The 24,306-nt window shown below is 40.8% G+C and carries 30 protein-coding genes; 11 read left to right on the forward strand and 19 right to left on the reverse strand.

The window, feature by feature from the left end; all coding sequences use genetic code 11:
- Nucleotides 1-16: 16 nt before the first annotated feature.
- Nucleotides 17-835 (reverse strand): DNA adenine methylase, encoded by an 819-nt coding sequence (locus ABWK04_00530; GenBank protein ID MEZ0360369.1) that lies wholly within the window; start codon nt 833-835, stop codon nt 17-19.
- Nucleotides 819-2,132 (reverse strand): adenylosuccinate lyase, encoded by a 1,314-nt coding sequence (purB, locus tag ABWK04_00535; GenBank protein ID MEZ0360370.1) that lies wholly within the window; start codon nt 2,130-2,132, stop codon nt 819-821. Before purB ends, ABWK04_00530 begins: the two co-directional genes overlap by 17 nt.
- A gap of 48 nt (nt 2,133-2,180) precedes the next feature.
- On the opposite strand from purB, the gene ABWK04_00540 reads away from it, so the two are divergent.
- Nucleotides 2,181-3,707, forward strand: a complete 1,527-nt coding sequence (locus ABWK04_00540) for an NAD(P)H-hydrate dehydratase (GenBank protein ID MEZ0360371.1) — start codon at nt 2,181-2,183, stop codon at nt 3,705-3,707.
- Nucleotides 3,670-4,164, forward strand: a complete 495-nt coding sequence (locus ABWK04_00545) for a M23 family metallopeptidase (protein ID MEZ0360372.1) — start codon at nt 3,670-3,672, stop codon at nt 4,162-4,164. The genes ABWK04_00540 and ABWK04_00545 overlap by 38 nt, the downstream gene beginning before the upstream one ends.
- On the opposite strand, the gene ABWK04_00550 is transcribed toward ABWK04_00545, so the two are convergent.
- Entirely contained in the window at nt 4,142-5,668 is a 1,527-nt protein-coding gene (locus ABWK04_00550; GenBank protein ID MEZ0360373.1) for an HD domain-containing protein, read from the reverse strand. The two genes, ABWK04_00545 and ABWK04_00550, sit on opposite strands and share 23 nt — an antisense overlap.
- 24 nt (nt 5,669-5,692) lie before the next feature.
- On the opposite strand from ABWK04_00550, the gene queA reads away from it, so the two are divergent.
- On the forward strand, nt 5,693-6,697 hold the full coding sequence (gene queA, locus ABWK04_00555; GenBank protein MEZ0360374.1) for a tRNA preQ1(34) S-adenosylmethionine ribosyltransferase-isomerase QueA: 1,005 nt from the start codon (nt 5,693-5,695) through the stop codon (nt 6,695-6,697).
- Between the two features lies 1 nt (nt 6,698).
- On the opposite strand, the gene ABWK04_00560 is transcribed toward queA, so the two are convergent.
- Nucleotides 6,699-7,433, reverse strand: coding sequence for a ferredoxin reductase (locus ABWK04_00560; protein MEZ0360375.1), 735 nt, complete (start codon nt 7,431-7,433; stop codon nt 6,699-6,701).
- 641 nt (nt 7,434-8,074) lie between these two features.
- A complete protein-coding gene (locus ABWK04_00565) occupies nt 8,075-8,281 on the reverse strand; it encodes an FAD-dependent oxidoreductase (GenBank protein ID MEZ0360376.1) in 207 nt (68 codons plus the stop codon).
- A 123-nt stretch (nt 8,282-8,404) separates the two neighbouring features.
- On the opposite strand from ABWK04_00565, the gene ABWK04_00570 reads away from it, so the two are divergent.
- Nucleotides 8,405-8,833, forward strand: coding sequence for a rubrerythrin family protein (locus tag ABWK04_00570; protein MEZ0360377.1), 429 nt, complete (start codon nt 8,405-8,407; stop codon nt 8,831-8,833).
- A gap of 49 nt (nt 8,834-8,882) precedes the next feature.
- Nucleotides 8,883-9,467, forward strand: a complete 585-nt coding sequence (locus ABWK04_00575) for a DUF3501 family protein (protein MEZ0360378.1) — start codon at nt 8,883-8,885, stop codon at nt 9,465-9,467.
- Between the two features lie 2 nt (nt 9,468-9,469).
- Here ABWK04_00575 and ABWK04_00580 read toward each other — a convergent pair whose 3' ends face one another.
- Nucleotides 9,470-9,850 (reverse strand): DUF302 domain-containing protein, encoded by a 381-nt coding sequence (locus ABWK04_00580; protein ID MEZ0360379.1) that lies wholly within the window; start codon nt 9,848-9,850, stop codon nt 9,470-9,472.
- A 1-nt stretch (nt 9,851) separates the two neighbouring features.
- On the reverse strand, nt 9,852-10,271 hold the full coding sequence (locus ABWK04_00585) for a hypothetical protein (protein ID MEZ0360380.1): 420 nt from the start codon (nt 10,269-10,271) through the stop codon (nt 9,852-9,854).
- A 47-nt stretch (nt 10,272-10,318) separates the two neighbouring features.
- Here ABWK04_00585 and rpmI point away from each other — a divergent pair, with 47 nt between their 5' ends.
- Entirely contained in the window at nt 10,319-10,519 is a 201-nt protein-coding gene (rpmI, locus tag ABWK04_00590) for a 50S ribosomal protein L35 (protein MEZ0360381.1), read from the forward strand.
- Complete coding sequence (locus ABWK04_00595; protein MEZ0360382.1) at nt 10,516-10,788, forward strand: PqqD family peptide modification chaperone; 273 nt, start codon at nt 10,516-10,518, stop codon at nt 10,786-10,788. Before rpmI ends, ABWK04_00595 begins: the two co-directional genes overlap by 4 nt.
- On the opposite strand, the gene ABWK04_00600 is transcribed toward ABWK04_00595, so the two are convergent.
- The 9 genes from ABWK04_00600 to ABWK04_00640 all read right to left on the reverse strand — a co-directional run bounded on the left by ABWK04_00600 (nt 10,778) and on the right by ABWK04_00640 (nt 19,645).
- Nucleotides 10,778-11,932 (reverse strand): MFS transporter, encoded by a 1,155-nt coding sequence (locus ABWK04_00600; protein ID MEZ0360383.1) that lies wholly within the window; start codon nt 11,930-11,932, stop codon nt 10,778-10,780. The genes ABWK04_00595 and ABWK04_00600 overlap by 11 nt on opposite strands.
- A 1-nt stretch (nt 11,933) precedes the next feature.
- Entirely contained in the window at nt 11,934-12,827 is an 894-nt protein-coding gene (locus tag ABWK04_00605) for an MBL fold metallo-hydrolase (GenBank protein MEZ0360384.1), read from the reverse strand.
- Nucleotides 12,828-12,844: 17 nt separating this feature from the next.
- A complete protein-coding gene (gene pqqC, locus ABWK04_00610) occupies nt 12,845-13,555 on the reverse strand; it encodes a pyrroloquinoline-quinone synthase PqqC (GenBank protein ID MEZ0360385.1) in 711 nt (236 codons plus the stop codon).
- On the reverse strand, nt 13,543-14,640 hold the full coding sequence (gene pqqE, locus ABWK04_00615) for a pyrroloquinoline quinone biosynthesis protein PqqE (GenBank protein MEZ0360386.1): 1,098 nt from the start codon (nt 14,638-14,640) through the stop codon (nt 13,543-13,545). The genes pqqC (ABWK04_00610) and pqqE overlap by 13 nt, the downstream gene beginning before the upstream one ends.
- Entirely contained in the window at nt 14,633-15,334 is a 702-nt protein-coding gene (gene pqqC / locus ABWK04_00620; protein ID MEZ0360387.1) for a pyrroloquinoline-quinone synthase PqqC, read from the reverse strand. The genes pqqE and pqqC (ABWK04_00620) overlap by 8 nt, the downstream gene beginning before the upstream one ends.
- A gap of 334 nt (nt 15,335-15,668) precedes the next feature.
- Entirely contained in the window at nt 15,669-16,727 is a 1,059-nt protein-coding gene (locus ABWK04_00625) for a hypothetical protein (protein MEZ0360388.1), read from the reverse strand.
- On the reverse strand, nt 16,724-18,436 hold the full coding sequence (gene rpoD / locus ABWK04_00630) for an RNA polymerase sigma factor RpoD (protein MEZ0360389.1): 1,713 nt from the start codon (nt 18,434-18,436) through the stop codon (nt 16,724-16,726). Before rpoD ends, ABWK04_00625 begins: the two co-directional genes overlap by 4 nt.
- Before the next feature lie 65 nt (nt 18,437-18,501).
- Nucleotides 18,502-19,017, reverse strand: a complete 516-nt coding sequence (locus ABWK04_00635; protein ID MEZ0360390.1) for a nitroreductase family protein — start codon at nt 19,015-19,017, stop codon at nt 18,502-18,504.
- A complete protein-coding gene (locus ABWK04_00640; protein MEZ0360391.1) occupies nt 19,004-19,645 on the reverse strand; it encodes a phosphoribosyltransferase family protein in 642 nt (213 codons plus the stop codon). The genes ABWK04_00635 and ABWK04_00640 overlap by 14 nt, the downstream gene beginning before the upstream one ends.
- Nucleotides 19,646-19,659: 14 nt before the next feature.
- Between ABWK04_00640 and ABWK04_00645 the strand changes: the two genes are divergently transcribed.
- Complete coding sequence (locus ABWK04_00645) at nt 19,660-19,953, forward strand: DUF2103 domain-containing protein (GenBank protein MEZ0360392.1); 294 nt, start codon at nt 19,660-19,662, stop codon at nt 19,951-19,953.
- Here ABWK04_00645 and ABWK04_00650 read toward each other — a convergent pair.
- From ABWK04_00650 to ABWK04_00660, 3 genes are read right to left on the reverse strand one after another with little or no spacing between them, the layout of a single operon-like run.
- A complete protein-coding gene (locus ABWK04_00650; GenBank protein MEZ0360393.1) occupies nt 19,925-20,602 on the reverse strand; it encodes a type III pantothenate kinase in 678 nt (225 codons plus the stop codon). The genes ABWK04_00645 and ABWK04_00650 overlap by 29 nt on opposite strands.
- Nucleotides 20,583-21,485, reverse strand: coding sequence for a homoserine kinase (gene thrB, locus ABWK04_00655; protein MEZ0360394.1), 903 nt, complete (start codon nt 21,483-21,485; stop codon nt 20,583-20,585). The genes ABWK04_00650 and thrB overlap by 20 nt, the downstream gene beginning before the upstream one ends.
- Nucleotides 21,486-21,494: 9 nt before the next feature.
- On the reverse strand, nt 21,495-22,607 hold the full coding sequence (locus ABWK04_00660) for an SH3 domain-containing protein (protein MEZ0360395.1): 1,113 nt from the start codon (nt 22,605-22,607) through the stop codon (nt 21,495-21,497).
- Here ABWK04_00660 and ABWK04_00665 point away from each other — a divergent pair.
- The 3 genes from ABWK04_00665 to ABWK04_00675 all read left to right on the forward strand — a co-directional run.
- Nucleotides 22,606-23,481, forward strand: a complete 876-nt coding sequence (locus ABWK04_00665; GenBank protein ID MEZ0360396.1) for an FAD:protein FMN transferase — start codon at nt 22,606-22,608, stop codon at nt 23,479-23,481. The two genes, ABWK04_00660 and ABWK04_00665, sit on opposite strands and share 2 nt — an antisense overlap.
- A gap of 140 nt (nt 23,482-23,621) precedes the next feature.
- The gene (locus tag ABWK04_00670; protein ID MEZ0360397.1) at nt 23,622-23,972 is read left to right on the forward strand and encodes a hypothetical protein; all 351 of its coding nucleotides are present in this window, start codon (nt 23,622-23,624) and stop codon (nt 23,970-23,972) included.
- The coding region (locus tag ABWK04_00675; protein MEZ0360398.1) for a cytochrome c oxidase subunit 3 at nt 23,954-24,306 on the forward strand (353 nt) is incomplete at its 3' end. The genes ABWK04_00670 and ABWK04_00675, both read left to right, overlap by 19 nt.

Here is a 24,306-nt window from a genome sequence, read left to right on the forward strand (position 1 = left end):
TATCCTTATATTATAATCAAAAGTTAGTTATGACGAGCTCTTTCACCTTGCCTCTCTTATCACCCATACAGTTTATAGGTCTGCTCACATAAACTTCTCTTATATAAAATAGGGAGTATAGCTTTATGATAAAATCCGTACAAGAGTTGGAAACTACTGTAAAAACACCCATGCGAGAAAGTTCAAGGCAAATGTCTCTCAGATCAGTGTGATCTTTTTCGGAAAAACCTCCCGTATAATAGGATGTGAACGAGGAAGTCTTTGAAAGTGGATAGTAGGGCGGATCAAAGTAAACCAAATCCTCACCTTCCACCCTTTTAACCACTCTCCTAAAGTCTTCACACTTTATTTCAGCAATCTGCAGGGCTTTGCTGACTGCTAAAAGATTTTCCGCATCAAAGATTTTGGGGTTTTTGTATCTGCCGAAGGGTACATTAAATTTACCCTTGGCGTTAACCCTGTAAAGACCGTTGTAACAAGTCCTGTTGAGGTATATAAATCTGGATGCCCTTTCCGGGAGCGATAGTTTTTTTCCATCCTTTTCTCTCAGCTCGTAAAAAAGTTCTTTACTGTATGGCATATCTGAGAGCAAGCTTATCACTTCCTTTACGTGATCCCTTACCGCTATGTAAGTGTCTATAAGTTCACAGTTTGCATCGGACAGAAATGCCTTCTTTATTTTACCTTCTTTAAATAGGTGGAAGAATACCGCACCGCTTCCCAAGAAAGGTTCGTGGTAGCTTTCAAACCTTCTTGGAAAGAACTTGCAAAGCTCATGCACCCACCTTGATTTTCCACCGGCCCATTTAAGGAAGGGTTTAGGGATCTGTCTCACCGAACACTTTTCTGTATATGTAATCTATGTTTTTCAAAAAACTCTTGGGATCTGTGGCTTCACGTATTTGGCTATCATCAAGAAGTTTTATTACCTCTTCATCTTTGAGAAGTACCTCTTCAAAGGATACCCCCTCTTTCCAGCTTTTCATAGCACACCTTTGGACTATATCGTAAGCTTTATCCCTTGCAAGTCCTTTGTCCATAAGCTTCACGAGGATTTTGGAAGAAGCGTAGAGCTTGTGAGACAGCTCCATATTTTTTAGCATTCTATCCGTATTTACTACAAGACCCTTCAGGATCTCCAGGAAAAGGTTCAGCATGTAATCAAGAGCTATGGTAGCATCTGGGAATATGATCCTTTCGGCAGATGAGTGGGATATGTCCCTTTCGTGCCACAAAACCATGTTTTCAATAGCTACAAAAAGGTTTGCCCTCACAACCCTTGCAAGACCACATATACGTTCCGAATGTATGGGATTTTTCTTGTGTGGCATAGCTGAAGATCCACGCTGTCCTTCCGTAAAGGGTTCCTGGAGTTCCAGAACTTCCGTCCTTTGCAGGTGTCTTATTTCAGTGGCGAACTTCTCAAGGGATGTGGCACAGCAGGCAAGCGCATACATAACATCCGCATGCCTGTCTCGGTGAACTACCTGAGTGCTTGCGGGTTCAGCCTTAAGCCCCAATTCTCCGAGAGCAAGTTCTTCAACAGCTGGATCAAGGTTAGAGTACGTTCCTACAGCACCGGAAAGCTTACCGAAAGATACGCTTTCATACGCTCTCAGTAGCCTTTCCCTGTTTCTCCTCATTTCGTCATACCACACAGCGAACTTTATACCTAAGGTTGTTGGTTCAGCATGTACACCGTGAGTCCTTCCCATCATGATCGTGTTTTTATATTCGAAGGATAACCTTTTTAGTTCTTCAAGTACTTTATCTATATCTTCAAGCAGTATAGTAAGAGCTTCTCTCATCTGCAGAGCAAGAGCTGTATCCACGATATCCGAAGATGTCAATCCCATATGAAAGTAGTGAGAGTAAGAAGGTATCTGCTCAGATATAGCTGAGATAAAGGCAAGAACGTCGTGTTTATAAATCCTTTCGTACTCTTTGATCTTCTCAACTACTTTATCATCAATATGGGTTTTGCCTTTTATCTCCCCGAATGCTTCCTGTGGAATCTTGCCAAGTTTTGTCCAGGCGTTGCAGACGGCAAGTTCTACATCAAGCCACTTTTTAAACTTATTTACCTCAGACCAGACCTTTCCCATCTCTTCTCTTGTGTATCTTTCTATCATAAATACTATCTTACAGGAAAAGTGCGGTAACGAACTAAAATTATAACTATGAAAATACTAAAAGCTCACGAGATGTCCGAGTGCGATCGTACAGCCACAAAGGATATAGGCATTCCATCACTCCTGCTTATGGAAAATGCCGGACTTAGGGTAGCTCAGGTTATAAGGGAAGTGTTTCCTGGGGTAAAAAGGATACTTTTCTTTATAGGTAAGGGAAATAACGGAGGGGATGGTCTCGTAGCTGTAAGACACCTTCACCTTATGGGATACAAAGTTGATTATCTTTTGACGCTTGGAGAGGACCTTAAGGGAGATCCGGCGGTAAATTTAGAGATCCTCAAGCGCCTCGGACTTTTTCCCTTGAAAGGAGAACCTGCTAAGGATTACGATCTCATAGTAGATGCTATCTTCGGTACCGGTTTTAAACCACCTGTTAGGGATGGTGTGGTCAGATGGATAAACTTCATGAACTCTTCGGGCATTCCTGTCCTGTCCGTGGATATACCATCAGGGCTATCAGCGGACAGCGCTATGGAATATGAGCCAAGCGTGAAGGCGAGTATTACCGTAACTTTTCAGTTTCCTAAGGTATGTCACCTTCTTTATCCTTCAGCAAAGAGGTGTGGAAAAGTTTACGTAGCCAATATAGGAATGCCGGAGTTTCTTGCAAAGGATATAAAAAGGGAAGTTTTAGAGAAGGTAACTTTCAAAAAGAGAGAACCTGACGTGCATAAGGGTAAGATGGGGCATATACTTCTGATAGGCTCAAGTGTAGGAAAGACAGGGGCACTCATTATGTCAGCAAAAGCTGCAACCAGAACAGGTTCAGGGCTTGTAAGCGTTGGCGTGCCTAAGGGTTTAAACTGGATTTTTGAAATTTCTTTAACCGAGGAAATGAGCATACCCCTTGAAGGTGAAGAAAGACTCAGTGAAAAGAGTGCTGACACAATAATCAATATGCAGGAAAACTTTTCCGCAATAGGTGTAGGAATGGGCATGGGAAGATATGAAGAAGGAAGATCCTTTGTAGAAAAGCTCATTGCTGGCATAAGGAAACCTTTACTTTTGGATGCCGATGCTATAAATAACCTTGCGGATCTTGGGGATCTAAGCATTCTGAAAGATAGGGAACTTCCCGCAGTGCTTACACCTCATGTTGGGGAGTTTGAGAGACTGAGCAAGTTGGAAAAGGAACACATAATTTACAATTTCATAGATACAGCTCAAGAGTTTTCCCAAAAGTGGAACTGCTTTTTGGTGCTAAAATCCTCAAGAACGGTAGTAACAACACCACAAGGTGAAGCCTTTGTATCGCTCAGGGGCACACCCGCCATGGCAAAGGGAGGAACCGGAGACGTTCTTTCTGGCATACTCACATCGCTTATTGGGAAAGCTATTCCTATCAAGGATGCTCTAAAGCTCGGTGTATTCTTACATGGGCTTGCCGGCGAAATAGCTGAAAAGAAAAGGCATACGGAAAGTGTAAAGGCACTTGACCTTGTTGAAGAAATCCCCGAGGCTTATAATCAGATAGAAAATGAAGATTATTTTCCTGTTATTCCTTACCTTCCTTAGCTCCTGCGGACTCATACATATAGAATTGAGGGATATATCTACCCCTAAGGAGATACCACATCAACCCAAAGAGATACCCAAACGGAAGGAGGAAGAAAAGGAAAGTCCAACTGCCTCACGCATCTTTGTAAAGATGCCGGTGAGAGGAACGCCTATAAAGACAAAGAGAGGGTACTTTATCAAAACTTCCTGTGATGAGTTTTTCAGAGCTACAGAGGAAGGAAGGGTACTTTATGCTGGGGATGAACTAAAAAGTTACGGTTGGCTCGTTATAGTTGACACCGGACGGTACATAGCTGTCTATGGGAAAGCTCAAAGACTCTTTGTGAGGAAGGGTGAAAGGGTAAGAAAGTGGCAAGTTCTTGGTAAGGTGGGGAAAGGCACAGATATGTGTGGTATAACCTTTGAGGTGAGGGACCATGACGGTATGCCCATCAATTTTGAACTTGAGAGATGAAGTTTTTGATAAACTCTACAGCATCCCCTTTTGTCTTTACAGTACCATCAAGTTGTGCTTCTTCTAAGGCTTTCTTTATCTCGCCTATTAATGGTCCTGGTGGCAAACATAAAATATCCATTATTTCTCTTCCATTGAGAAGGGGTTTTGTGGGTATTTTTTTGTACTTTTCTTTTCTGTACCTTTCTAACTCGTTTAGGGTTTTAAGAAGGAAATCTAACTCTTCATCGCTGTCTCCGCTACCTATGGAGTCAGCTATAGCGTGAAGAAAGAGGTGAGGTGCGAAGCTCTCACACTCCCTCCAGAATTTGGCTTTACCTTTGTCGGTGAGTTGTCCTTTTTTCATAGCTTCCTTAAGGTAAAAGGGTCTGAGGTGATACTGCACAAGCTTAGACACAAAGTTCGTTGCTTCAATACCCCACTTGAGCCTTTTCCCTATATCCTTTACTATATCGCTTCCAAGTTTATCGTGGTTGTAAAAGGTCACTTTACCATTTTTTACCTCAAAGGTGTGGGGTTTGGCAATGTCGTGAAAGAGTGCAGCGAGCTTTAAAAGTTCTACATCCGAAAACTCACCGTGTACATGCATGCTCCCAAAATTTTTTAGGAGCTCCACGTCAAGATACCTCTCCCTCTCATCTATAACTTTATCTATGCTTTCCACAACTTTGAGCGTATGCTCATCAAGAGGATACACGTGATGCTCACCCTGATCTTTTACTTGTCTGAGTTTTTCAATTTCTGGAAAAATCATTTCTAAAAGTCCATGTTCATAAAGATCCCTTATGACCCTTCCACTATGGTTATTTCTCAGTATTTTAAAAAGCTCAAGGGTTATCCTCTCTGCTGGTGCTTTCTTTATGATACTTCCTTTTTTCTTCACAAAATCGTAAAAGTCTTCAGAAAGATCGAGTTTTTTTTCCACGGCTAACCTGAAACCTCTGAGAATTCTAACAGGATCTTCCTCCAAGTTCTTGAGCGATACGGGTCTTAAAAGTCCCCTTTCTAAGTCTTCTACACCATGAGAGGGATCGTATATTATAGTTTGTTTTGATCCAATGCTAAGCACATCATCCAAACTCACAGCCATGGCGTTTGCGGTAAAATCCCTTGAGAGTAGATCTTGAACAAGAGCTTTCTCAACATCTCTACCCTTTATCTGTGCAAAATCAAACCTGTATTTATAAGGATCAAGCCTGAGTATAACAGTTGCAACGGTGGGTCTCTTTATAAAAAACCCTCTCTTTTCAAATTCAAAATATGTACCACCTATAAGCTCGGCAAAATCCTTAGCCACTTTGGCAGGATCACAAGTAAGAAGTAGATCAACATCAATATGGTAGCCTACAGGCTCCCCTATCATCCTATCCCTTATCCATCCGCCTACAATGAAACAAAACTCATCTCTTGGCAGAACTTTCGCTATGTCATCAAAGTAAGACAGGTAAAAGTTAAGACCGTGTGCTGTGTGTTTTATACCCTTTTCAAAGAAAACTTCTCGCATGGATATAAAATATATAAATTTGGCATGAGATTAGAAGATTTTGATTTTGATCTTCCTCAAGAACTCATAGCTAAATACCCCCTTCCTGAGCGCCATATGGCGAGATTGATGATCCTAAACAGAAAGGACAAGACTATAAAACACGATATTTTCTGGAACTTACCCCTTTACCTGAATGAAGGTGATCTCCTCGTTTTCAATGATACCAAGGTTCTGCCTGCGAGACTTTACGGTAAGAAGCCTACAGGTGGAAAGGTGGAGGTGCTTTTGACGGACTATATAAGTCAAAACCTGTGGCATGCCCTTGTAGGTGGGAAGAATATAAAAGAAGGACTTTCTGTGAGTGTAGCGGAAGACTTCCACATCAAGATACTCAAACACATAAGTGAAGGAAAATTTCTCGTGGAGCTTGTTGCCAAAAATCCCATTGAAGCTCTTTATATGTACGGACATATACCTATACCACCTTATTTAGAAAGACAAGAGGAAGAAATAGACAGAATTTATTACCAGACAGTATTTGCAAAAAGGGAGGGATCTGTAGCTGCACCTACCGCATCTTTGCATTTCTCAGATCAGCTCCTTGAAAAACTTGAAAATTACGGAATAAGGAGAGCTTTTATTACCTTGCATGTTTCTTACGGCACTTTCAAGCCTATAAAGGTAAACGATATAAAAGCCCATAAGGTAGACGAAGAGTACATGGAAGTACCTCAAGAGACCGTAGATCTTATAAAGATGGTAAAGGAGGAAGGTAAAAGGGTGATCGCCGTAGGGACAACTGTCGTGAGAGCCTTAGAAACTAAACCTTTCTCAGCCTTCTGTGGCAAGACAGACCTTTATATATACCCGGGATACACTTTTAAAGTGGTTGATGCTATGATCACCAATTTCCATCTGCCACGCTCTTCTTTGTTACTGCTTGTTTCAGCTTTTGCAGGTAGGGAGTTTACACTTGAGGCATACTCTGTTGCTGTAAGGGAAAGATACAGATTTTACAGTTATGGCGATGGTATGCTTATACTTTAAATCACTCATACTTTTCCTTTTTTATGCGCTCTTTATCTATCCCCATATCGGTAAGCATAGATGTAACATCGTCAACAAACTTGGGTGGACCACAGAGGTAATAGAGATTCACAGGCATATCGTCAACCTCTTTAAGGATCATATCTGGATTTATTCTGCCTGTGTATCCCCTCCAACCTTCCGGTATTGAGCGCGTAAGTGTATGCACTATTTTTATGTTGGAGTATCTCTCCATTCTTTCAAGCTCTTCTCTGTATATGATCTCCTCGTAAGATGTGTTTGAGTAAAGCAGTGTAGCCTTCACATGGTGAAGCCCAGCATCCACTATGTATCTGAGCATACACATGAGTGGTACTATACCGCTACCAGCCCCTATGAATACCACTTTCTCAGACATCTCGGGAAGCCAGATGAACTTCCCATAAGGACCCTTTATTCTGAAGGTATCACCAACTTTGACACGATCTGTAAGTATCACAGATGCTTTACCGTTAGGTGTTCTTTTAATGGTAAGCTCAAGGTAATTCTTCCTTAGTGGCGAGTTGGCTATAGAATATGCCCTCTTTAGTACTTCACCAGTTTGAGGGTAGGGAACTTCCAACATTACATACTGCCCGGGATAAAAATCAAAGTTTATACCGCTTATGTCAAAGACGAGGGTCTTGGTTGTTGGAGTCTCCGTTAATATCTTCACAACCGATGCTGAAAACTCAAGAACCGGTTTTTTATCAACCATGTTAAAAAAATATAACTCAAAATCTTTCTAAATGAGGATGCTCAAAATTTAAACTCAACTAATATCTGTCAGAACTCGTTTTTAAAACAAAGCATAATGTGGCAAGCTTCTTGCATCATCAGAAGGAAAGAAAATCTTGGAGGTGAAGCATGAGGAAAGTAATGGGAATGATTTTACTGTCCGCAATCTTTGCTGTACCAAGCTATTGCCATCAAACTAAGGGATGCAGACATTGACTTTGGCACTCAGTATAGGGTCATATACAACAAGACTGCGGTAAAGCCCACCTTTATCTCTTGAGCAAAGACCAGTTGTAAAAAGATGAACTACAATAAGGAATAAACTATTCCCTCTCCACGTTCCTGACGCGCCCCATTGCCTCTATGTATTAGAGACTGGTTCTGCTTTTTCTTGACAAATTTACCACAACTCAACGAACAATAAGTTTCGGTGTAAATTATTATCGCTATGAAAAGATGGGCTTGCTCACCTCACGAGCAGTAAGGCAGGAACTGTCCGAACTCAAGCCTGTGGAGGAGCTAAAAGCTCCGTTGAAGCAGGAAGCTATATAAGGTGGAGTAGTTCACAGCCAAAGACTGAAAGTATGAAAGCAAGCTCACAGGCACTCGCCCCTGAACCTTCTATGAGAACCTTCTTTTCAGGGAGAGAGTTTCCTTTGCTGTCCTGTAAAGTCCTTCCTCAGGTATACACCCTCTGTTGAGACACATGCCACCAAGTTTTTCACCTTCAACAAGAGCAACTTTAAGCCCGTTCATGGCAAGTTCGAGAGCGCATGTAAAACCACCGGGACCGCTTCCTACAACTATCGCATCATACTGCTTTATCATTTTTCTACACCTCCAAAGATTATTACATACTTTATGCAAGAACTGTGCCAGCATTACCCCTTGACAGTTGCAAAAACTTTGCATATAATAAATAGTAGTAAAACTTTTTAAGGAGGTTTAGCCATGAAGAGTTTAGCAGGTACAAAAACGCTTGAGTGTCTCAAGCATGCCTTTGCTGGTGAGTCTCAGGCAAACAGGAGATACCTTTACTTTGCCAGAAAAGCGGATATAGAAGGATATCCGGACATAGCCAACATCTTTAGGGAAACAGCAGAAGGTGAGACGGGACACGCCTTTGGACATATTGAGTTCCTTGAAAAGTATGGAGGTGGAGATCCCGCTACCGGCAAACCCATAGGGAGTATGGAACAGAACCTTGAGGCTGCAATAGCTGGAGAGACATACGAGTATACGGAGATGTATCCGGGATTTGCTAAGACTGCAAGAGAAGAAGGATTTGAAGATATTGCTGAGTGGTTTGAGACTCTCGCAAGGGCAGAGAAGTCTCATGCAGGTAGATTCCAAAAGGCACTTGAAAGCCTAAAAGCCTGATCCTAATAGCCCGGCTCTGCCGGGTTTTATCTCTTTTGGGGGTGGAAAGGTGAAGAAGATAAGCTTTGATGAGATACTCAACATTTACGAATATGAGAAGGTAAGAGAAGACAAGAAGAGAGAAATTATAGAGCTGAAAAAGAACAGAAGGGTTTTTTTGGGTGATCTCATCCATCTCGTTTTTGAAAACAGAGAAACGGTGTGGTTTCAAATACAGGAGATGATCAGGGCTGAGAGGATGGTCAAAGATGAAGACATAATGCAGGAGATAGAAGTTTATAACGAACTTATACCTGAAGAGAACCAGCTTTCGGTCACCATGTTTGTTGAGATACCAGATGAAGAGGAGAGAAAAAAGCTCTTGCCTAATCTGGTTGGTATACATGACCATCTGTACCTCCACATAGGTAACAAACACACAGTTAGAGCAGTGGCTGATGAGAGAAGTAAAGAAGATTACGAATATGGAAAAGCAGCGGTTGTACATTTTTTAAAGTTCAACCTAACAAAAGAGCAGGTGGATGATCTTAAAACATTACCTCTAAAACTGGAGATAAACCATCCCAATTATAAAGCTATGGCGGACATTCCGGAAAATGTAAAGAAAGAGCTTATAAGAGACTTAGAAAGCTGAGATCACTTTACCTCTTCCATTATTTCCATCATAAGCCTTTCCACTTCCTCCGCAATGTTCTTTGCCTCTGGCATGTTAAACATCTCAAGCAAAGTGGTGGGAGCGATGGTACTCATAATCCTTTTATGCCCTTGATCAATTATAGCTATCCTACATGGCATGGCTGTTGAAACATAAGGATTCTTTTGAAGCATTATACTTGCGTGCTTAGGTGAGCAAATTTCAATGATCAGACATTCATAGTTTATAGGGACACCCTTACTTTCCAGTGTCTTTGTAACTTCATGAACAGCCATCACGCCGAAATTTTTAGCTTTGGCGGTTTCTTCAATCCCTTTTCTGAGATCTTCCACGCTCTTTGTACTTTCCACATTTATAAGCATTTCAATACCCCCTTCTAAAGTATTGGATAAGCTCTATATATATTATACCAAGCGCGTTATCTATAGCTTGCCTTCTTGGAAGATCACCTAGACCTCCCGTCGGTAGACTGTAAGGTACTGTAAAGGAAAAATCTTTTTCCCCCTTGATATCTTTGAGAGCTACTGTCAGCGTGATGTTATAAGCGCTCACCCTCTGATAAGGCGTATAAGCTATAGGTATCTCCTTAAGATCCTTCACCATGGGAACGATGGCGATTGCATCCTTTCCACAACCTACCTTATGCCCACTTTCTAAAATTGCATTTTCTATATTTCTACGCAGCGCATAGCTCAAGTATGGTTCTTTATAAGGGTTTTCAACGGGTTTTATACAGAACTCCAAAGAGAAAACCAAACTTACCCAAAGAAGGAGGAGTATCATGTGATATAATTTTAATGTAATAAGTAGACATAAGGAGGTAAGTTATAATGGCTAAGGTAAAGATGAAAAGTAACAGATCAGCAAAGAAGAGGTTTAAAATAACCGCTAAGGGCAAGATAAAGAGATGGCGTGCAGGTGGTTCTCACTACAATACTAAGAAGGCAAAGGATAGAAAGAGAAGATTGAGAAAGCCCACCCTTGTAGGTAGCGGTTGGGAAGACAAAGTTAGAGGACTTTTAAAGGAATGACAGAGTACGAGAAAATACCTGTTCTTAAAAAAGGTGTAATTTTGAAGGAGGTTGCAAATAGGAAGCTCCTTCTTATACCTGAAGGATATATAGAACTGGATGATGTATCTTGGGATATACTTAGAAGATGTGATGGGGTTAAAAAGTTAGGCGATATTCTTGAAGAGCTAAAAAATTCTTACGTAGGCGATCCTAAGAGTATTGAGGAAGATACTATACAGCTCCTTATGGAGCTTAAGAACGATCGTCTTCTGGACTTTATTCCTTGATAAAAAGCGCGAGAATTATAAATACGAGAAGTACACAAAGGAGTGCTACCCACACATTAAGGTACTTATCCAGCAACGCTCCAAGCATAAAACTTAAAGGTTGAGAACCTATGAAGATAGATGTGTAAAGACTCAATATCTTTCCTTTCATCTGCATTGGAGAAGATACTTGTACCTGAGCATTTGCACATGTGTAAAACATGGACAAGCCAAAACCATTTAGGAAAGTGGCTAAACCAAGTAAAGGGTAAAAGTGAGTGGATGCAAACCATAGAGAAATTCCAAAAGCGTATAAAAGTATCCCCAATCTTATGAGGGTATAAATTTTCAGATCTTTCAGAACCAGTAGTGATAAAGAACCGAGTACGGAGCCAACACCTGCCAGAGAAGTTAAGTAACCATAAGTGTGTGGTGGTAGATTCAAAATTTTATATGTGTACTCAGGTAGCAGTACGTAAAAAAACCATCCAAATAAACCTACTATCAGTGCGAGTGCAAAAATGTTCCTCAGATCCCCGTTTTGTATAAGGAAAATTGCTGTGTAGAGAGCGCTGTATGTGGAGGGAGTATTACTTCTAAGCACGTATTTTTTTAAAAAACTCAGAAGGAATACGTTCACAATTAAAAGTATTGCTGACAGTAAAAAACCTAATTCTACACTGGAAAAGGTTACCACTGCACCAAACAGAAAAGGACCAAGAAATCTTGAGAAATTAACTATAGTTGAGTAAAAGGATATGGCATTCTTAAGCTTATCCTTATCGTTTACAAGGTGCGCCATAATGGTTTGCCTCAGCGGGATATCAAGCATCTTCATTATTCCCATAGGTATTACCACGCAAAGTATATTGAACAGTACACTTTCTGTATCATCTTTCGTGATAAGGTAAAGAACAAGAGATAAAATCATCAACGTAAATTGTGTGAATATGAGCATCCTGTATTTATCAAGCCTGTCTATGAGTGTGCCACCCAAAAAGGGTAAGAATATAAGGGGTGCGTATTGTAAAAACTGTACCACGCCTACCTTCAGAGTGGATTCAGCTTTTGAGTATACGTAAAAGTTGAGGGCTGTATTCTGTAACCAGTTACTCGTTTGATATAAGGATAGGCTTATAAAAAAAAGCGTAACAGCCCTATGCATATTAGATGAAAAGCTCCATACCGTCGTAAGCTACAATTACACCTGAACTCAAAACTCGCATGTACTCTCGAGAGGCAGGATCGTTGAGTGGATTCGTATTGTTTATATGCGTGTATATCTTGTATCTCGCTTTGCATTCTTTCAAGATATCAAGACTATCCACTACCGTTATATGCCCTATCTCTTTGGCTCTTTTCCCTTTGGGATCGTATTTTAGGAGTTCTTCTTCCTCCCAAAAAGTTCCGTCAAATATAACACAATCGCTTTTATCCATAAACCTTTTAAGTTCTTCAGTTATGATTCTCACAACCGGAGCGTAAAGCACGCTTTTCCCTTCATTAGACTTTATGAGAAGTGCCACCGTTGTACCTTCTTCTTCTTGCCAGTGGTATGTAGGAGGCTTGCCCGGTACGGAAAGGGGAAACACTTCTAAACCTAATTCTTTCCCTTGCATATCCTTTAAACGATTCCAAACGTTCAGTTCCAAAGTGTACCATTTTACCTTTATTATGCTGTTTGCTTTGAAGTAGTCATTTATAAGTGTCTGCGTGGTTTTCGTTGAATAAAGTGTAAGATAAGCATCCATATGGGTGGTAGGTCCTCTGAAAGTGAACATACCCAGCATGTGATTTATATCCGTATGGGTAAGTATGAGGGATCTCAGGGAAGTCCCTCTCACATTACTCGGACTAAACACGCCGTACTTTGCGATCAGTGAACCTATAACAGGGGGTGCATCTACGAGTATCCAACTATCACTATCTACTGATATGGCTATACAAGATTCTTCCCTTCTTGGAATACTTTCCCTTCTTGCTTTATTACAGTATGGGCAATTGCAGTTCCATTGGGGAAGTCCGCCACCACCTGCAGTGCCTAAGAACAAAATCCTCATGTTTCCCCCAAGAAATTTTAGTCATACGGTGTTTTACCATCATTTTTTAAAACATACTCATAATAAATGGCATCAAGTAAAGACCACAAAAGATCAAGCTTAAAAGATAGTGCCTTTATGCATTCTCTTCGAGCTTCCAATGTATTGGCATACTTTCTCAGTATGTCCAATGTGCCAGAAAGGTCCTCCCTAATTCCCTTTTCCGACAATCTCCACTCAAAATACTCAAAACCTTCGGATCTTATCCAAGGATATTTGTCTTTAAGAGCCACTATCCTTTCCTCTATAGCCTGAGGGGCAAAAAGTTCGGTAAGTGTAGTCGCAACGCCAAATATCCAGCTCCTACTTTTGCATAAGTTAAGATAAGTATCTACAGCGAACTTCACGGAGGGTAGGACATACCCTTGCGTGATCTGCTCCCTTTCCAAACCCATTGCCTCTCCGAGCCTTATCCACATTTCAATACCCCAACTGTCATGATTGATTATTCTTTTTATCCACACTCGTCTTACCTCAATGAAGGGGCAGTTGGAGATGATCGCGGCATCCTTCATAGGAAGTATTCTCTGGTAGTAAAACCTGTTTATCACCCAAGCTCTTATCTGACCGGGTGTTAGCTTCCCTTCTATCATAAGCTTGTGAAAAGGATGATTGGTGTGATACTTATCTTTACCTAACTCCCTTAAAGTGTTTACAAATTCCTCAAAAGGTACCTCTAACTCAACCATTTGACCGTACCTCTCCTTAGCGGTGACACATCATACTTTTTTGCGTCCTCTATAAGCCTATCTACCAGATATCTGTAAGGTGAAAGTTCGCAGCTCGGATCAGTGGCATCAGCCACATTCGTTAATAGGTAAGCAAAACACCTGCACCCACCAAAATCCTTCTCTTTATTTGGACACGTTTTGCAAGGTTCTTTCATCCACTCAAACCCCCTAAAGGCGTTAAAAGATTCCGAGTTATACCATATATCCCGTAGATCTTTTTCCTTCACATTTTCAAAGGTCAAAGTTTTTATAACCTTTGCACCATGACATGGGAGTACTTCTCCGATAGGATTCACAACTATATATTTGTTTCCCCATCCGTAAGTGCAGGGTCTTGGTCTTCCTTCGTATATATCAAGGGCAACCATGGTTATACTCATTTGTCCCTTGAGTTTTTCTTTATACTCTTGAGCAACTTTATAAGCTCTCTCAACACTTTCCTTATTTGGTATTAATGAAAGTCTGTTTTTCCAATCCCATCCTCCGAATTGTAACATAGCTATCTCAAATCTTGGCACTCCTAAATCATAAACGAATTGGATAATATTCTCTATGTGGTCAATATTCCATTTGTGAAGAACTATATTCATAGTCAAGAATACACCAGTTTCCTTAAGCCAGGATAATACCTTTAGCTTCTTTTCATACGTATGTGACTCTCCTATGAGGTCATTTAGTTCTTTTGTATGAGCTTGGAAGCTTACCTGTATGTGATCCACCCCTTTTTCTATAAGCTTTTCCCAATATTCTCTGTCATAAAGGGTAATATTCGTTATTAGGTTGACGTAAGTCCCACATTTCTTTGCCTCCTCCACTATGTCCGGTAAATCCGGTCTTATTGTAGGCTCCCCACCGGTTATATGAATATGAATTACACCCAGATCAGATGCTTTTCTGATGACCTTTCTCCATTCGTCCGTGGTGAGTTCTTTTTGGATAGGATACTCGCTAAGGTCCTGTGGATTATAACAGTACCAGCAATGCATATTACATCTGTATGTAAGTTCAGCTACAAGTACCTCAGGTTCTTTTACCTCATTCATAATCTTTCCTCCCCCTCACTATATATTCCATATAAAGCGCATCAAGTATGTTCCAAAGTACGGTTGTTTTAAAAATGAGGGCTTTCAAACATCTTTCCCTATCTTCATCCGTCTTTATATAATCCCTGAGTATATTAAGAGCCATACGGCTATCCTCAGGTCCTTCTATCAGCCTCCATTGAAAGTACTCAAAACCCTCTGGTTTTATCCAAGGATAATACCTTTTCATATACTCAAGCCTATCTCTGTGCGCGTCAGGTGCAACAAGAGTTGTAAGGGAAGAAGCTACACCTTCAAGCCAAGAGCTGTTTTTACAAAACTCCAGATAAGCATCGCAGGCGAGTTTTACACCGGGTAATACATTTCCAGCAAAAAGGTCTTCACGTGTTAGACCTACAGCTTCACCCAAACGCAGCCATTTTTCAAGCCCCCCATTTTCACCATCATGATTGATTATTCTTTTTATCCACACTCGTCTTACCTCAATGAAGGGGCAGTTGGAGATGATCGCGGCATCCTTCATAGGAAGTATCCTCTGGTAGTAAAACCTGTTTATCACCCAAGCTCTTATCTGACCGGGTGTTAGCTTCCCTTCTATCATAAGCTTGTGAAAAGGATGATTGGTGTGATACCTCTTAGCCCCCTCAACCTTCAGCGTGTTTACAAATTCCTCAAAAGCATCAACTGAAGACACAGCACACCTCCTGCCTGCTTAATAAACCCGCATACCCATAAGAGGGTATGCAGGCAAAAGGAGATTTCAGTTATACTTTGACCATAGAGTAAGCGCTGTACTCGGATCCAACGCTTACCTTCTTGAGGGTGGGCTTGCGCCACTCTCTCCTCATGGCTATCACCTCCTTTTACAAGTATTTGTTATTAATAACTATTATTATTAAATATTGAATTGTCAAGTGATTTAGATCATTAACATTCCTCAACATCTTTAGGAAGAAATTATAATGCTTAAAAGCTGAAGTGTCAAGTTAATTTCTCCACTGAGAAAGACGGTAAGAAAGCAAGTGTAATTAAAATCCTATTCTTACTTTAAAAGGCTGACCGTAAGGAGGTTGGAAGTTAGACGCTTGCACCTGAACATTTCTGTATTTACCCTGAAGGCTTTGTGTAAGTGTAGGAAGAGAAAGTGTGTACCCCTCCGCAGTTATGCTTTGAGCATCATATTGTAAGCTAAGTATCTTAGTCTTCGGAGGTAGAAGCTGAACAAAATCAGCGAAGGTTTTTATAAAGCTTCTTTCTTTGAGAAGCTTTATCAGCGTCCTTTTTGTGTCAACCTCTTTAAGCTTTATGCTGTATCTGTCAGCCAAAGGTTGCAGTCTCGCTATCTCTTCGTTTACTCTATCCAATCTTCTCTTGAGATGATAATAGTCATAAGCCATAAGGCTTAAGCTCAAAAGAACTATTACAACTACCGTGCTTACAGGGTAAAGATATCTCCTTCCCAACTTTACACGAAATAGCTTACGCTTATCGTAAAAAGCAAGTTCTAAAGGTTCGTGTTTCAAAAGCACATCTAAGGTCAAACACGCAACACTGTATTCGCCGTCAAGGATGCGCAGTTCCTTCTCCTTTACTTCTTCCGATAATATACTGTCCGTAAGTTTACCATCTCTTATGACCACTTTTTCGTAAAGTCCTTCACTCAACTTTCTGTAAAAGGATCCTTCTCCTAAACTTTTGTAGAGGATAGGCGATGGAACGAGGAACTTAAGATTGGGAAAGCTCAAGATTTCGTCATACAGGGACTGAGGTATGGCGAATATGAAACACTCAACCTCTTTACCTGAGGTATTTATAGGAAGGACAGTTACTTTCAGCGGAACTTTTAATGGAAAGATCTCCTCTATATTCAACATCACCGCTTCTTTGATATCGTCCAATGCCTCAATTGGAAAGGTGTACTTCCTGACCAGAAGTACGTCCCTGCCTACAGCTATACCCAAATCTTTACCTGAGGAGAACTCTTTTAATTCCTGAAGATTCTCAAGTTTGATGTTCCCATCACGCGAACATACATAAATTCCACTTTGGGTAAACTCTACACCTATAACCCCTTTTTTCAATCTCATATCTCAAAATCTTTCAGATATTTGGCTCTCGCCGGGTGTCTAAGTTTTCTTATAGCTTTAGTCTCTATCTGTCTTATTCTCTCCCTTGTTACGTTAAACATTTTCCCTATCTGTTCCAATGTGTATTCTGTACCGTCAACCAGTCCGTACCTGTACATTAGAATCTCCTTTTCCTTTTCCCCTAACGTGCTAAGGACTTTTATAAGCTGTTCTCTGAGGAGTTTTCTTGAGACCTGCTCCTCAGGTGATAAGACGCTTTTGTCCTCTATGAAATCTTTAAGGTGGGTCTCTTCATCATCTCCTATAGGTGTCTCAAGGGATATGGGTTCCTGAGAAGTCCTCATGACTTTCCTCGCTTTATCTACAGATATGCCCAGGTACTTGGCTATCTCTTCTGGGAATGGCTCACGTCCCAACTCTTGAAAGAGCTTTTTATGTGCTTTTGTTATATCGTTTATGGTTTCTATCATGTGAACAGGTATTCTTATGGTTCTTGCCTGATCTGCTATAGCCCTAGTTATAGCCTGCCTTATCCACCACGTTGCGTAAGTAGAGAATTTGTATCCTTTCCTGTAATCATACTTGTCTACAGCTTTCATAAGACCTATGTTACCTTCCTGTATGAGATCTAAAAAATGCAGACCCCTATTGACATACTTTTTGGCTATGGACACTACGAGCCTCAGGTTACACTTGACCATAACCTGCTTCGCCTTGGTTACCTTGGTTCTTCCCTCTTTTATGATGTGCATTACCCTATCAAGTTCTTCTGGGAGTACTCCAAGCTCCTTTCTTAGCTCTTTTACTTCCTTTTCAAGTGTCAGATACTCGCTTCTGAGAACTTGAAATTTGGCAAATCCATAACCAGCCCTTTCAGCTCTAAGTTGCAGATCTTGCCTGTAGTCGTATAACTTTATAAGCTCTTCTACGTTTGGATATATACTTTCCAATCTCTTCTTCCTCGCTTCATACTCCTTTAGTCTCTTTGTGTACTTTTTGTAAAGTGCCAATAGTTCGTCGGCTATCTTTTCAAACTTGGAGTATTTTAACTTCATATCTTTTAATACCCTATTCATCTTTGCGTGTCTTATAAGATACTCTCTCTTGTATTCGGGTGTTCCATATCTTAGGTAAAGTTCCCTCCAACTGAGAGCTTCTTTGTACGCTTTAGCGAGTTCAAGTCCTTTATCAATAAAGTATCTCTCAAGATGTTCATGGCTCTCTTCGTATTCTTCCACAGTTTTACTCTCATCCATAGTATCCATAAGATCCGTAGCCTTTATCTTTCCGTTGCACACATTACCCCACTCTTTTAGAACCCTGTCAATTAGAAAGGAGGTTCTCAAAAGTCCCCGCCTCATGATCTTTCTTCCCATCTCTATCTGTTTTGCATACATGATCTCCTCCTCTCTCTTGAGGAGGGGGATCCTTCCCATTTCCCTAAGATAAAGTTTCACTGGATCACCGTCCCTTGCAGTAAGAAGGAGGTTGTCTGTTGATACAGTAAATTCGTCGCTATGCTCTAACTCTTCTGTCAACTCCTCATTCTCTACGATCCTTACGCCCCTTTCCTGAAGGAAGTCCATAATCTCCTCATAGGCTTCCGAATCAACAACCTCTTCTCCTAAGGTTTCATTGATCTCGTCATAAGTCACGTATCCTTTTTCGCCAAGCTCCATGAGCTTTTTTATGTTTTCCTTACTCAGCATGCCTTACCTCCTTCATAAATTTTTATAATATAGATTTCTTAAACCCTTTGGCAATGACAGTAGGGTCATCTAATATGGAGAAAGTCTTCAACCGATCTTTTTGGCGCAGGAAGGGGTTCTTCCGCTGGGTATCCTAAGGTGAGTATGGAAACTGGTTTCCATGAAGCTGGTACATCAAGAAGCTGTTTTAACCCTTTTTCGTCAAAAGCTCCAACCCAACAGGTCCCCAAACCTAATGCAGTAGCTGCAAGCTGTGCATAGACACAGGCTATAGTAGCATCCTGTAGACTGTAAAGCTCTATACCCCTTCTACCATACTTCCATGCATTTCTATCTGGATTTGCGAAGAATACAAAAACTGCGGGAGCCTCAGCTATGAACCACTGATTCAGAGCGAATCTCGCTATCTGCGCCTTCTTTCTCTCGTCCCTGATAAGCACTACTTCAAAAGCCTGTAAATCGCCAGCAGAAGGTGCTTTACCCGTAGCCTTGAGTATTAGATGTATTTTTTCTTCTTCAACTGGATCTTTTCTGTAACTTCTTACAGAGTGCCTTCTTTCTATAACTTCAAAGAACTCCATTGTTTAAAAGCTCCACAACTTCTTTATCCTCTACCTGACGAAAATCCTTATAAAACATACCCACCGCAAAACCTGGTTCTTCAGATATGTGGTAGCAATAAACTTCGTCCGCATATTCCCTTATTTTCCCCAAAGTGTCAGCGGGACATACTGGAGAGGCGACTATAACCTTTACAGCACCCTTCCTTTTGACAAAACTAACACCTGCTATTACCGTATAGCCCGTTGCTATGCCATCATCAACTACTATGACCTCCCTGTCTGTTACGTCAGGTGCACCCCCTTTTAGAAAAAGCTTCTGCCTCTCTCTTATTTTGCTAAGCTCTTCAGAAGCGACCTTCCTTATATCCTCTTGTGAGATCTTAAAGTACTCCACAGTTCTTTTATCAATGTATAGTTCACCGTCTGGATCTATCGCTCCGAAAGCGAGTTCGGGATTCTGAGGAACGCCGAGTTTTCTCACTATCAACAAACTCATAGGCAGATCAAGAACTTTCGCTACTTCTTTCGCAACAATTACACCACCCCTCGGTATACCCAGAACTATAGGATTTAATTTTCTGTCTATCTTATCTTTTATATACTCCCCCAGTATTTTTCCCGCTGATACTCTATCAGGAAAAATCATCTTAAATTAAATATATGAGCAAACGCAGGAAAAACAAGATAAAGATTGAACACAGTCTACTTGAGGGTCTTGAGGAACATCTTAAAGTTATATCAAGTTTTGATAGCGTCAAAAGTATAATACCGGGAAGGATAGCAAGACAGAACGGAGGAAGAGGATCAAAGGGTCTATTTTTAAAGTACGCAACACCGTCAGGGTTTAAGCTCCTTTACAAAAACGGTACGTCCACACAGGAGGTTTTTGTGGTGTGTAGCGATAGTAAAGCTTTTGAAAAACAGTTTAGAGAAACTTACGGATACGAAGTATAGCCTTGTGGATCAGAAGTGGATCATACACACCCATATCCCTCAGAAGCCATCCGTCACCTCCCGTGATTATTAGTGAAAATTCTCTAAAGTATGTTTTTTTGAGTTCATCAAGGAGGACAACTATAAAGCTTTTGGCTTCTCTGAGTATGCCTCCAAGAATGGCACTTTGGGTGTCCCTTCCAACGAAAACATCTACCTTTTTCAGATCCAACGATGGTATAAGTTCAGCCTTTTCAGATAGACATTTAAGCTTTCCCAAAAGACCCAGAGTTATAAACCCACCTTCAAACGCACCTCTAACAAGTACGTCAAGTACTAAGGCTGTACCACAGCTTACGACAAGGGCATCTTCCGAGTAAAAATTTAAAGCGCCGTAAAGGTTTAAAAGTCTGTCTATCCCTACATTCTTAGTGTCAAAGGTTGCTTTCAGAGGTATGTGTTCGTTCAGTATAAAGCAAGCATTCTTGAAAGTTTCCATTAGGAACCTATTCATAGAAGGTTTTACGGATGCTATATAAATCTCATCGTAAGAGTTCTTCAAATCTTCTACCTGCCAATGAGAAAACTTACCGAGAAAGGTGATATCCTTGCCATCAAAAAGGCAAGCATCTATACTTGTATTTCCTACATCAAGGGTAAGAACTTTCATGGATCTTAGTTCCTTCCTTATCAACATCAAGTACCAGATACATCGCTTTTACACCTTCTTCCTTGAAAGCCTCCACCATAGCTTTCCCTACAGCGTCAAAATTATTCACCGAAAAGCTGGCTATAGATGGTCCCGCACCACTCAGAAATACAGCCAAAGCACCATTTTCGTAAGCTCTTTCTATTATGTGATAAAACCCAGGTATGAGGCTTGCCCTATACGGCTGGTGTAATCTGTCTTTGACGGCTTCTCTTAGGAGATCGTACCTTCCTTTGCACAAACCTGCTACCATAAGACTCGCTCTTTGTATGTTGTTAACCGCATCGGATAGACTCACTTCCCTTTTTATGACCTTTCTTGCCTCTCTTGTAGAAAGTTCAAACTCCGGTACAGCTACGACCACTTTAATATCATCGGGAAAGTCAATCTTAGTATATATGATCCTTTCACCGTCCCAAAGTGAAATGACAAATCCCCCCACCAACGCCGGTGTAAGGTTATCAGGATGAGGCTCTAAGCTTAGAGCTATTTTCAGTTTATCTTCATGACTGATTTTTCTCCCAAAAAGTACCTCGTAGGCTGTTACGCCACCTATTATAGCTGTAGCAGAGGAGCCAAGACCTCTCGCTGTAGGTACATGGTTTTTCTGAACTACCCTGATAGGTTCGGGATAACTTCCAAAGAACCTACAGGCATTCACATACGCCCTTATAAAAAGGTTGTTTTCATCTTTGGGGAGATGATCCCCTTCGCCTTCTATCTGTACTGAAAAACTCTTCCACCTTTCCACGAAAAAATCATTGTGCAACTTCAGAGCAAGTCCGAAAGTGTCAAATCCACAACCAAGATTGCTCGTACTTGCCGGAACACTCACACAGAACATGACAATATTTTAAGGTAGTACATTTATGCTAATCACCCTTTTATATATATTTGTTAGCATATCCCCTTCCAGCCTGTTTTTTTCAACCCTTTTTGCTAAATAAAAAGTTCCGTCATCTCTTACGATACCATAAAGGGAGTGGTAAATTACGGGATCGTTGTTCTGCATCCCACCGTATATCATCACATGACCTTTAAGAAAGATGAGAGTTCTAAAGGGAGGAAGCTCTCTAAGTAGGTCTTTTAACTCTGTGTAGCTTCTGACCCTCCCCTTTACCTTTATTCCTACTTGCATTTGCTGTTGGGAGTTTCTTGGAAGATCCAAACCGAAAAGGGAAAAAACATCCTTCACAAGTGCCGAGCAATCCCAATAACCGTATTTTCCTCCCCAATCGTAAGGTTCTCCAATTAAACCTTCCAGAACATTTTTTATCACCTCTTGTGAATAAGACAGGTAACCATCGCTGAAACCTTCCGATAAGGTGACAAGCTCATGAGAACCGTCAGGAAGCAAAACCTCGTAATTGTTCCCCTCCTTTTCCACATAAGGTATTTTTGAGCCAAGTCCAAACTCAATTCTCTTTATGTAGAGTTTGGGTTTTATTACCACCAAAAAAGGAAGGGACATAATCTTTAACAGTTCATCTCTTTCTTTTATCAAAACATCTTCCTTTTTTACCCATCCTCTCATAAATGGGGATTGAACATAGAGCCACTTTTTGTCTTTTGATATGTGAAGGATAGCTAAAAAGGTAAAGGGTTCAAGAAGGGTGTACTGGTTCAGGTCTATGTCTTTGTTGCTACCGTGGATAGTTTCATCTGTTGGATACATCTTCATGTTTGTCCTTTTGAGTGTCCAACCAAAGGATGGTTTGACTTCCAAAGGAATGGCATTGATATTTGTATTTTCCACAAGATCTTCCACCGGGAGAGTGCCTTCAAGTATCCACGTTTTTACCACTTGACCTTGAAGTATTTCAGGGAAGTCCTCAATCTTCGCCATGTAAGGGATTTTGGTATAAGCTTGGTAGTTTATATAGCTAATTTGCAACGCATAGGACGTATTTAGAAAAAGTATAAAGGCTTGCATTAAAAGAACGCCCACATTAAAATCTACCCTCATGCTACTTATATTAATACTCCTTTTTCTCTCTCTGTCCTTTTCAAAGGAAGAGGTGTTTTACCTTATGGGAACTTACGCCTTTATTGATCTGCCAGAAGGTAAGAATTACGAAGCATACAGATATATGAGAAGCTTAGAGGAAAAGCTTTCGGATTATATAGAAAACTCTGAAGTATCGCAGATAAACACAAAAGCCGGTATAGAAGCCGTAGAGGTATCTCCTGAAACGTTAGAAGTCATAAAGAAGGCTCTCTACGTTTCCCAATTAACTAAAGGTGCTTTTGACATTACAGTTGGAGCGATTACTATAAGAGCAAGGCGATACAAAGAACTATCAGAAGAAGATGCAAAAAGGCTTGTGGATTATAAAAAAGTGGAGATAGAAGGGAACAAAGTCTTTTTAATGGAGAAGGGTATGGCGATAGACCTCGGTGGTATTGGAAAGGGATACGCTGTACAGAAGGCTTACGAAAAATTAAAAACACCAAAGGGCTTTATATCCATAGCTGGAGATATGAAGGTATGGGGACAAAAAAGGCTCTTAGGCGTTTACGATCCGATCAAAAAAGGTGTTCTAATGGAAGGTGTGAACAGAAAGGATCTGTGCCTTTCTACATCTGGAAACTATTTCAGATCACACATAATAGGAAAACCCAATCACCTTATTCAGGTAACGATAGCTTATACAGACTGTACCTTAACGGATGCCTTTGCTACAGCTGTATTCGCTATGAGTGACGAACAGAGACGTAGCTTTCTTGAAAGGCATAATGACGTAGGTGTTTTGTTACTCTACCAAGATGGCTCTATTTACTTTAACAGAGCCTTCCTTGATTACTTTGAATTCGTTATCTTCCGCGAAGGAAATAGGTGATCTCCACTTTAGTATTTAAGATTTATAAATCTTCAAACCTGATAATGAAGAAATATTATTAGATGATAACTCTTGACAAATGGTTAATAAAGTGATATAAATCATTCATATAGGTCATAAATACCAAGGAGGTTGGTGAGATGGCGCACGAGGGAACACACATAGCAGTACATCACGAGACCAGCGTGTGGTCTTTACCGGCTGGTCTCTCAGTTTTTTTCTTTTCGCTCGCCTTTATATCTTTCTTCGTTTGGCATCTTCCTTTTCTCGCTGTTTTGAGCGGTGGTCTGGGTCTGGCTCTTTTAGCTGTTGGTATAGGTGGATGGGCTAACGAATACTTTTCTAAGGGAAAGGATGAGGGCAACGCTTTTCAGGGTATCATCTGGTTCGTTTTTGCAGAAATCATCATCTTCGGTAGCCTCTTTACAGCTTTCTGGACTGCGAGAGCTACGCACGCTTCTGAGTGGCCCAAATGGATACCTTTTTGGTAGCTCTTTTGACCCTGATTCTCTGGGCATCAAGCTTCACCATACTCAAGGCTGAAAGGTCTTTAGAACACAACTATCTGGGCGGTTACAGAGCGTGGCTGATAGCTACTATGATACTCGGATCAGCCTTTCTTATTCTCCACGCTTTAGAGTGGAGACATTTATGGGAGAAAGGTTTTACTTTCAGTTCCAATATGTATGGTACGGGTTTTTATTCGCTTACAGGTGTTCACGCCTCACACGTTCTGTTAGGTGTTTTAATACAGCTTGTTCTTCTCTTAAATAGCGGAAGGGCTATCGGAAAGATCACACCCATAAAAGCTGCGAGCTATTACTG

This window comes from Hydrogenobacter sp., from assembly GCA_041287335.1.
In the GTDB taxonomy this organism is placed as follows: Bacteria; Aquificota; Aquificia; order Aquificales; family Aquificaceae; genus Hydrogenobacter.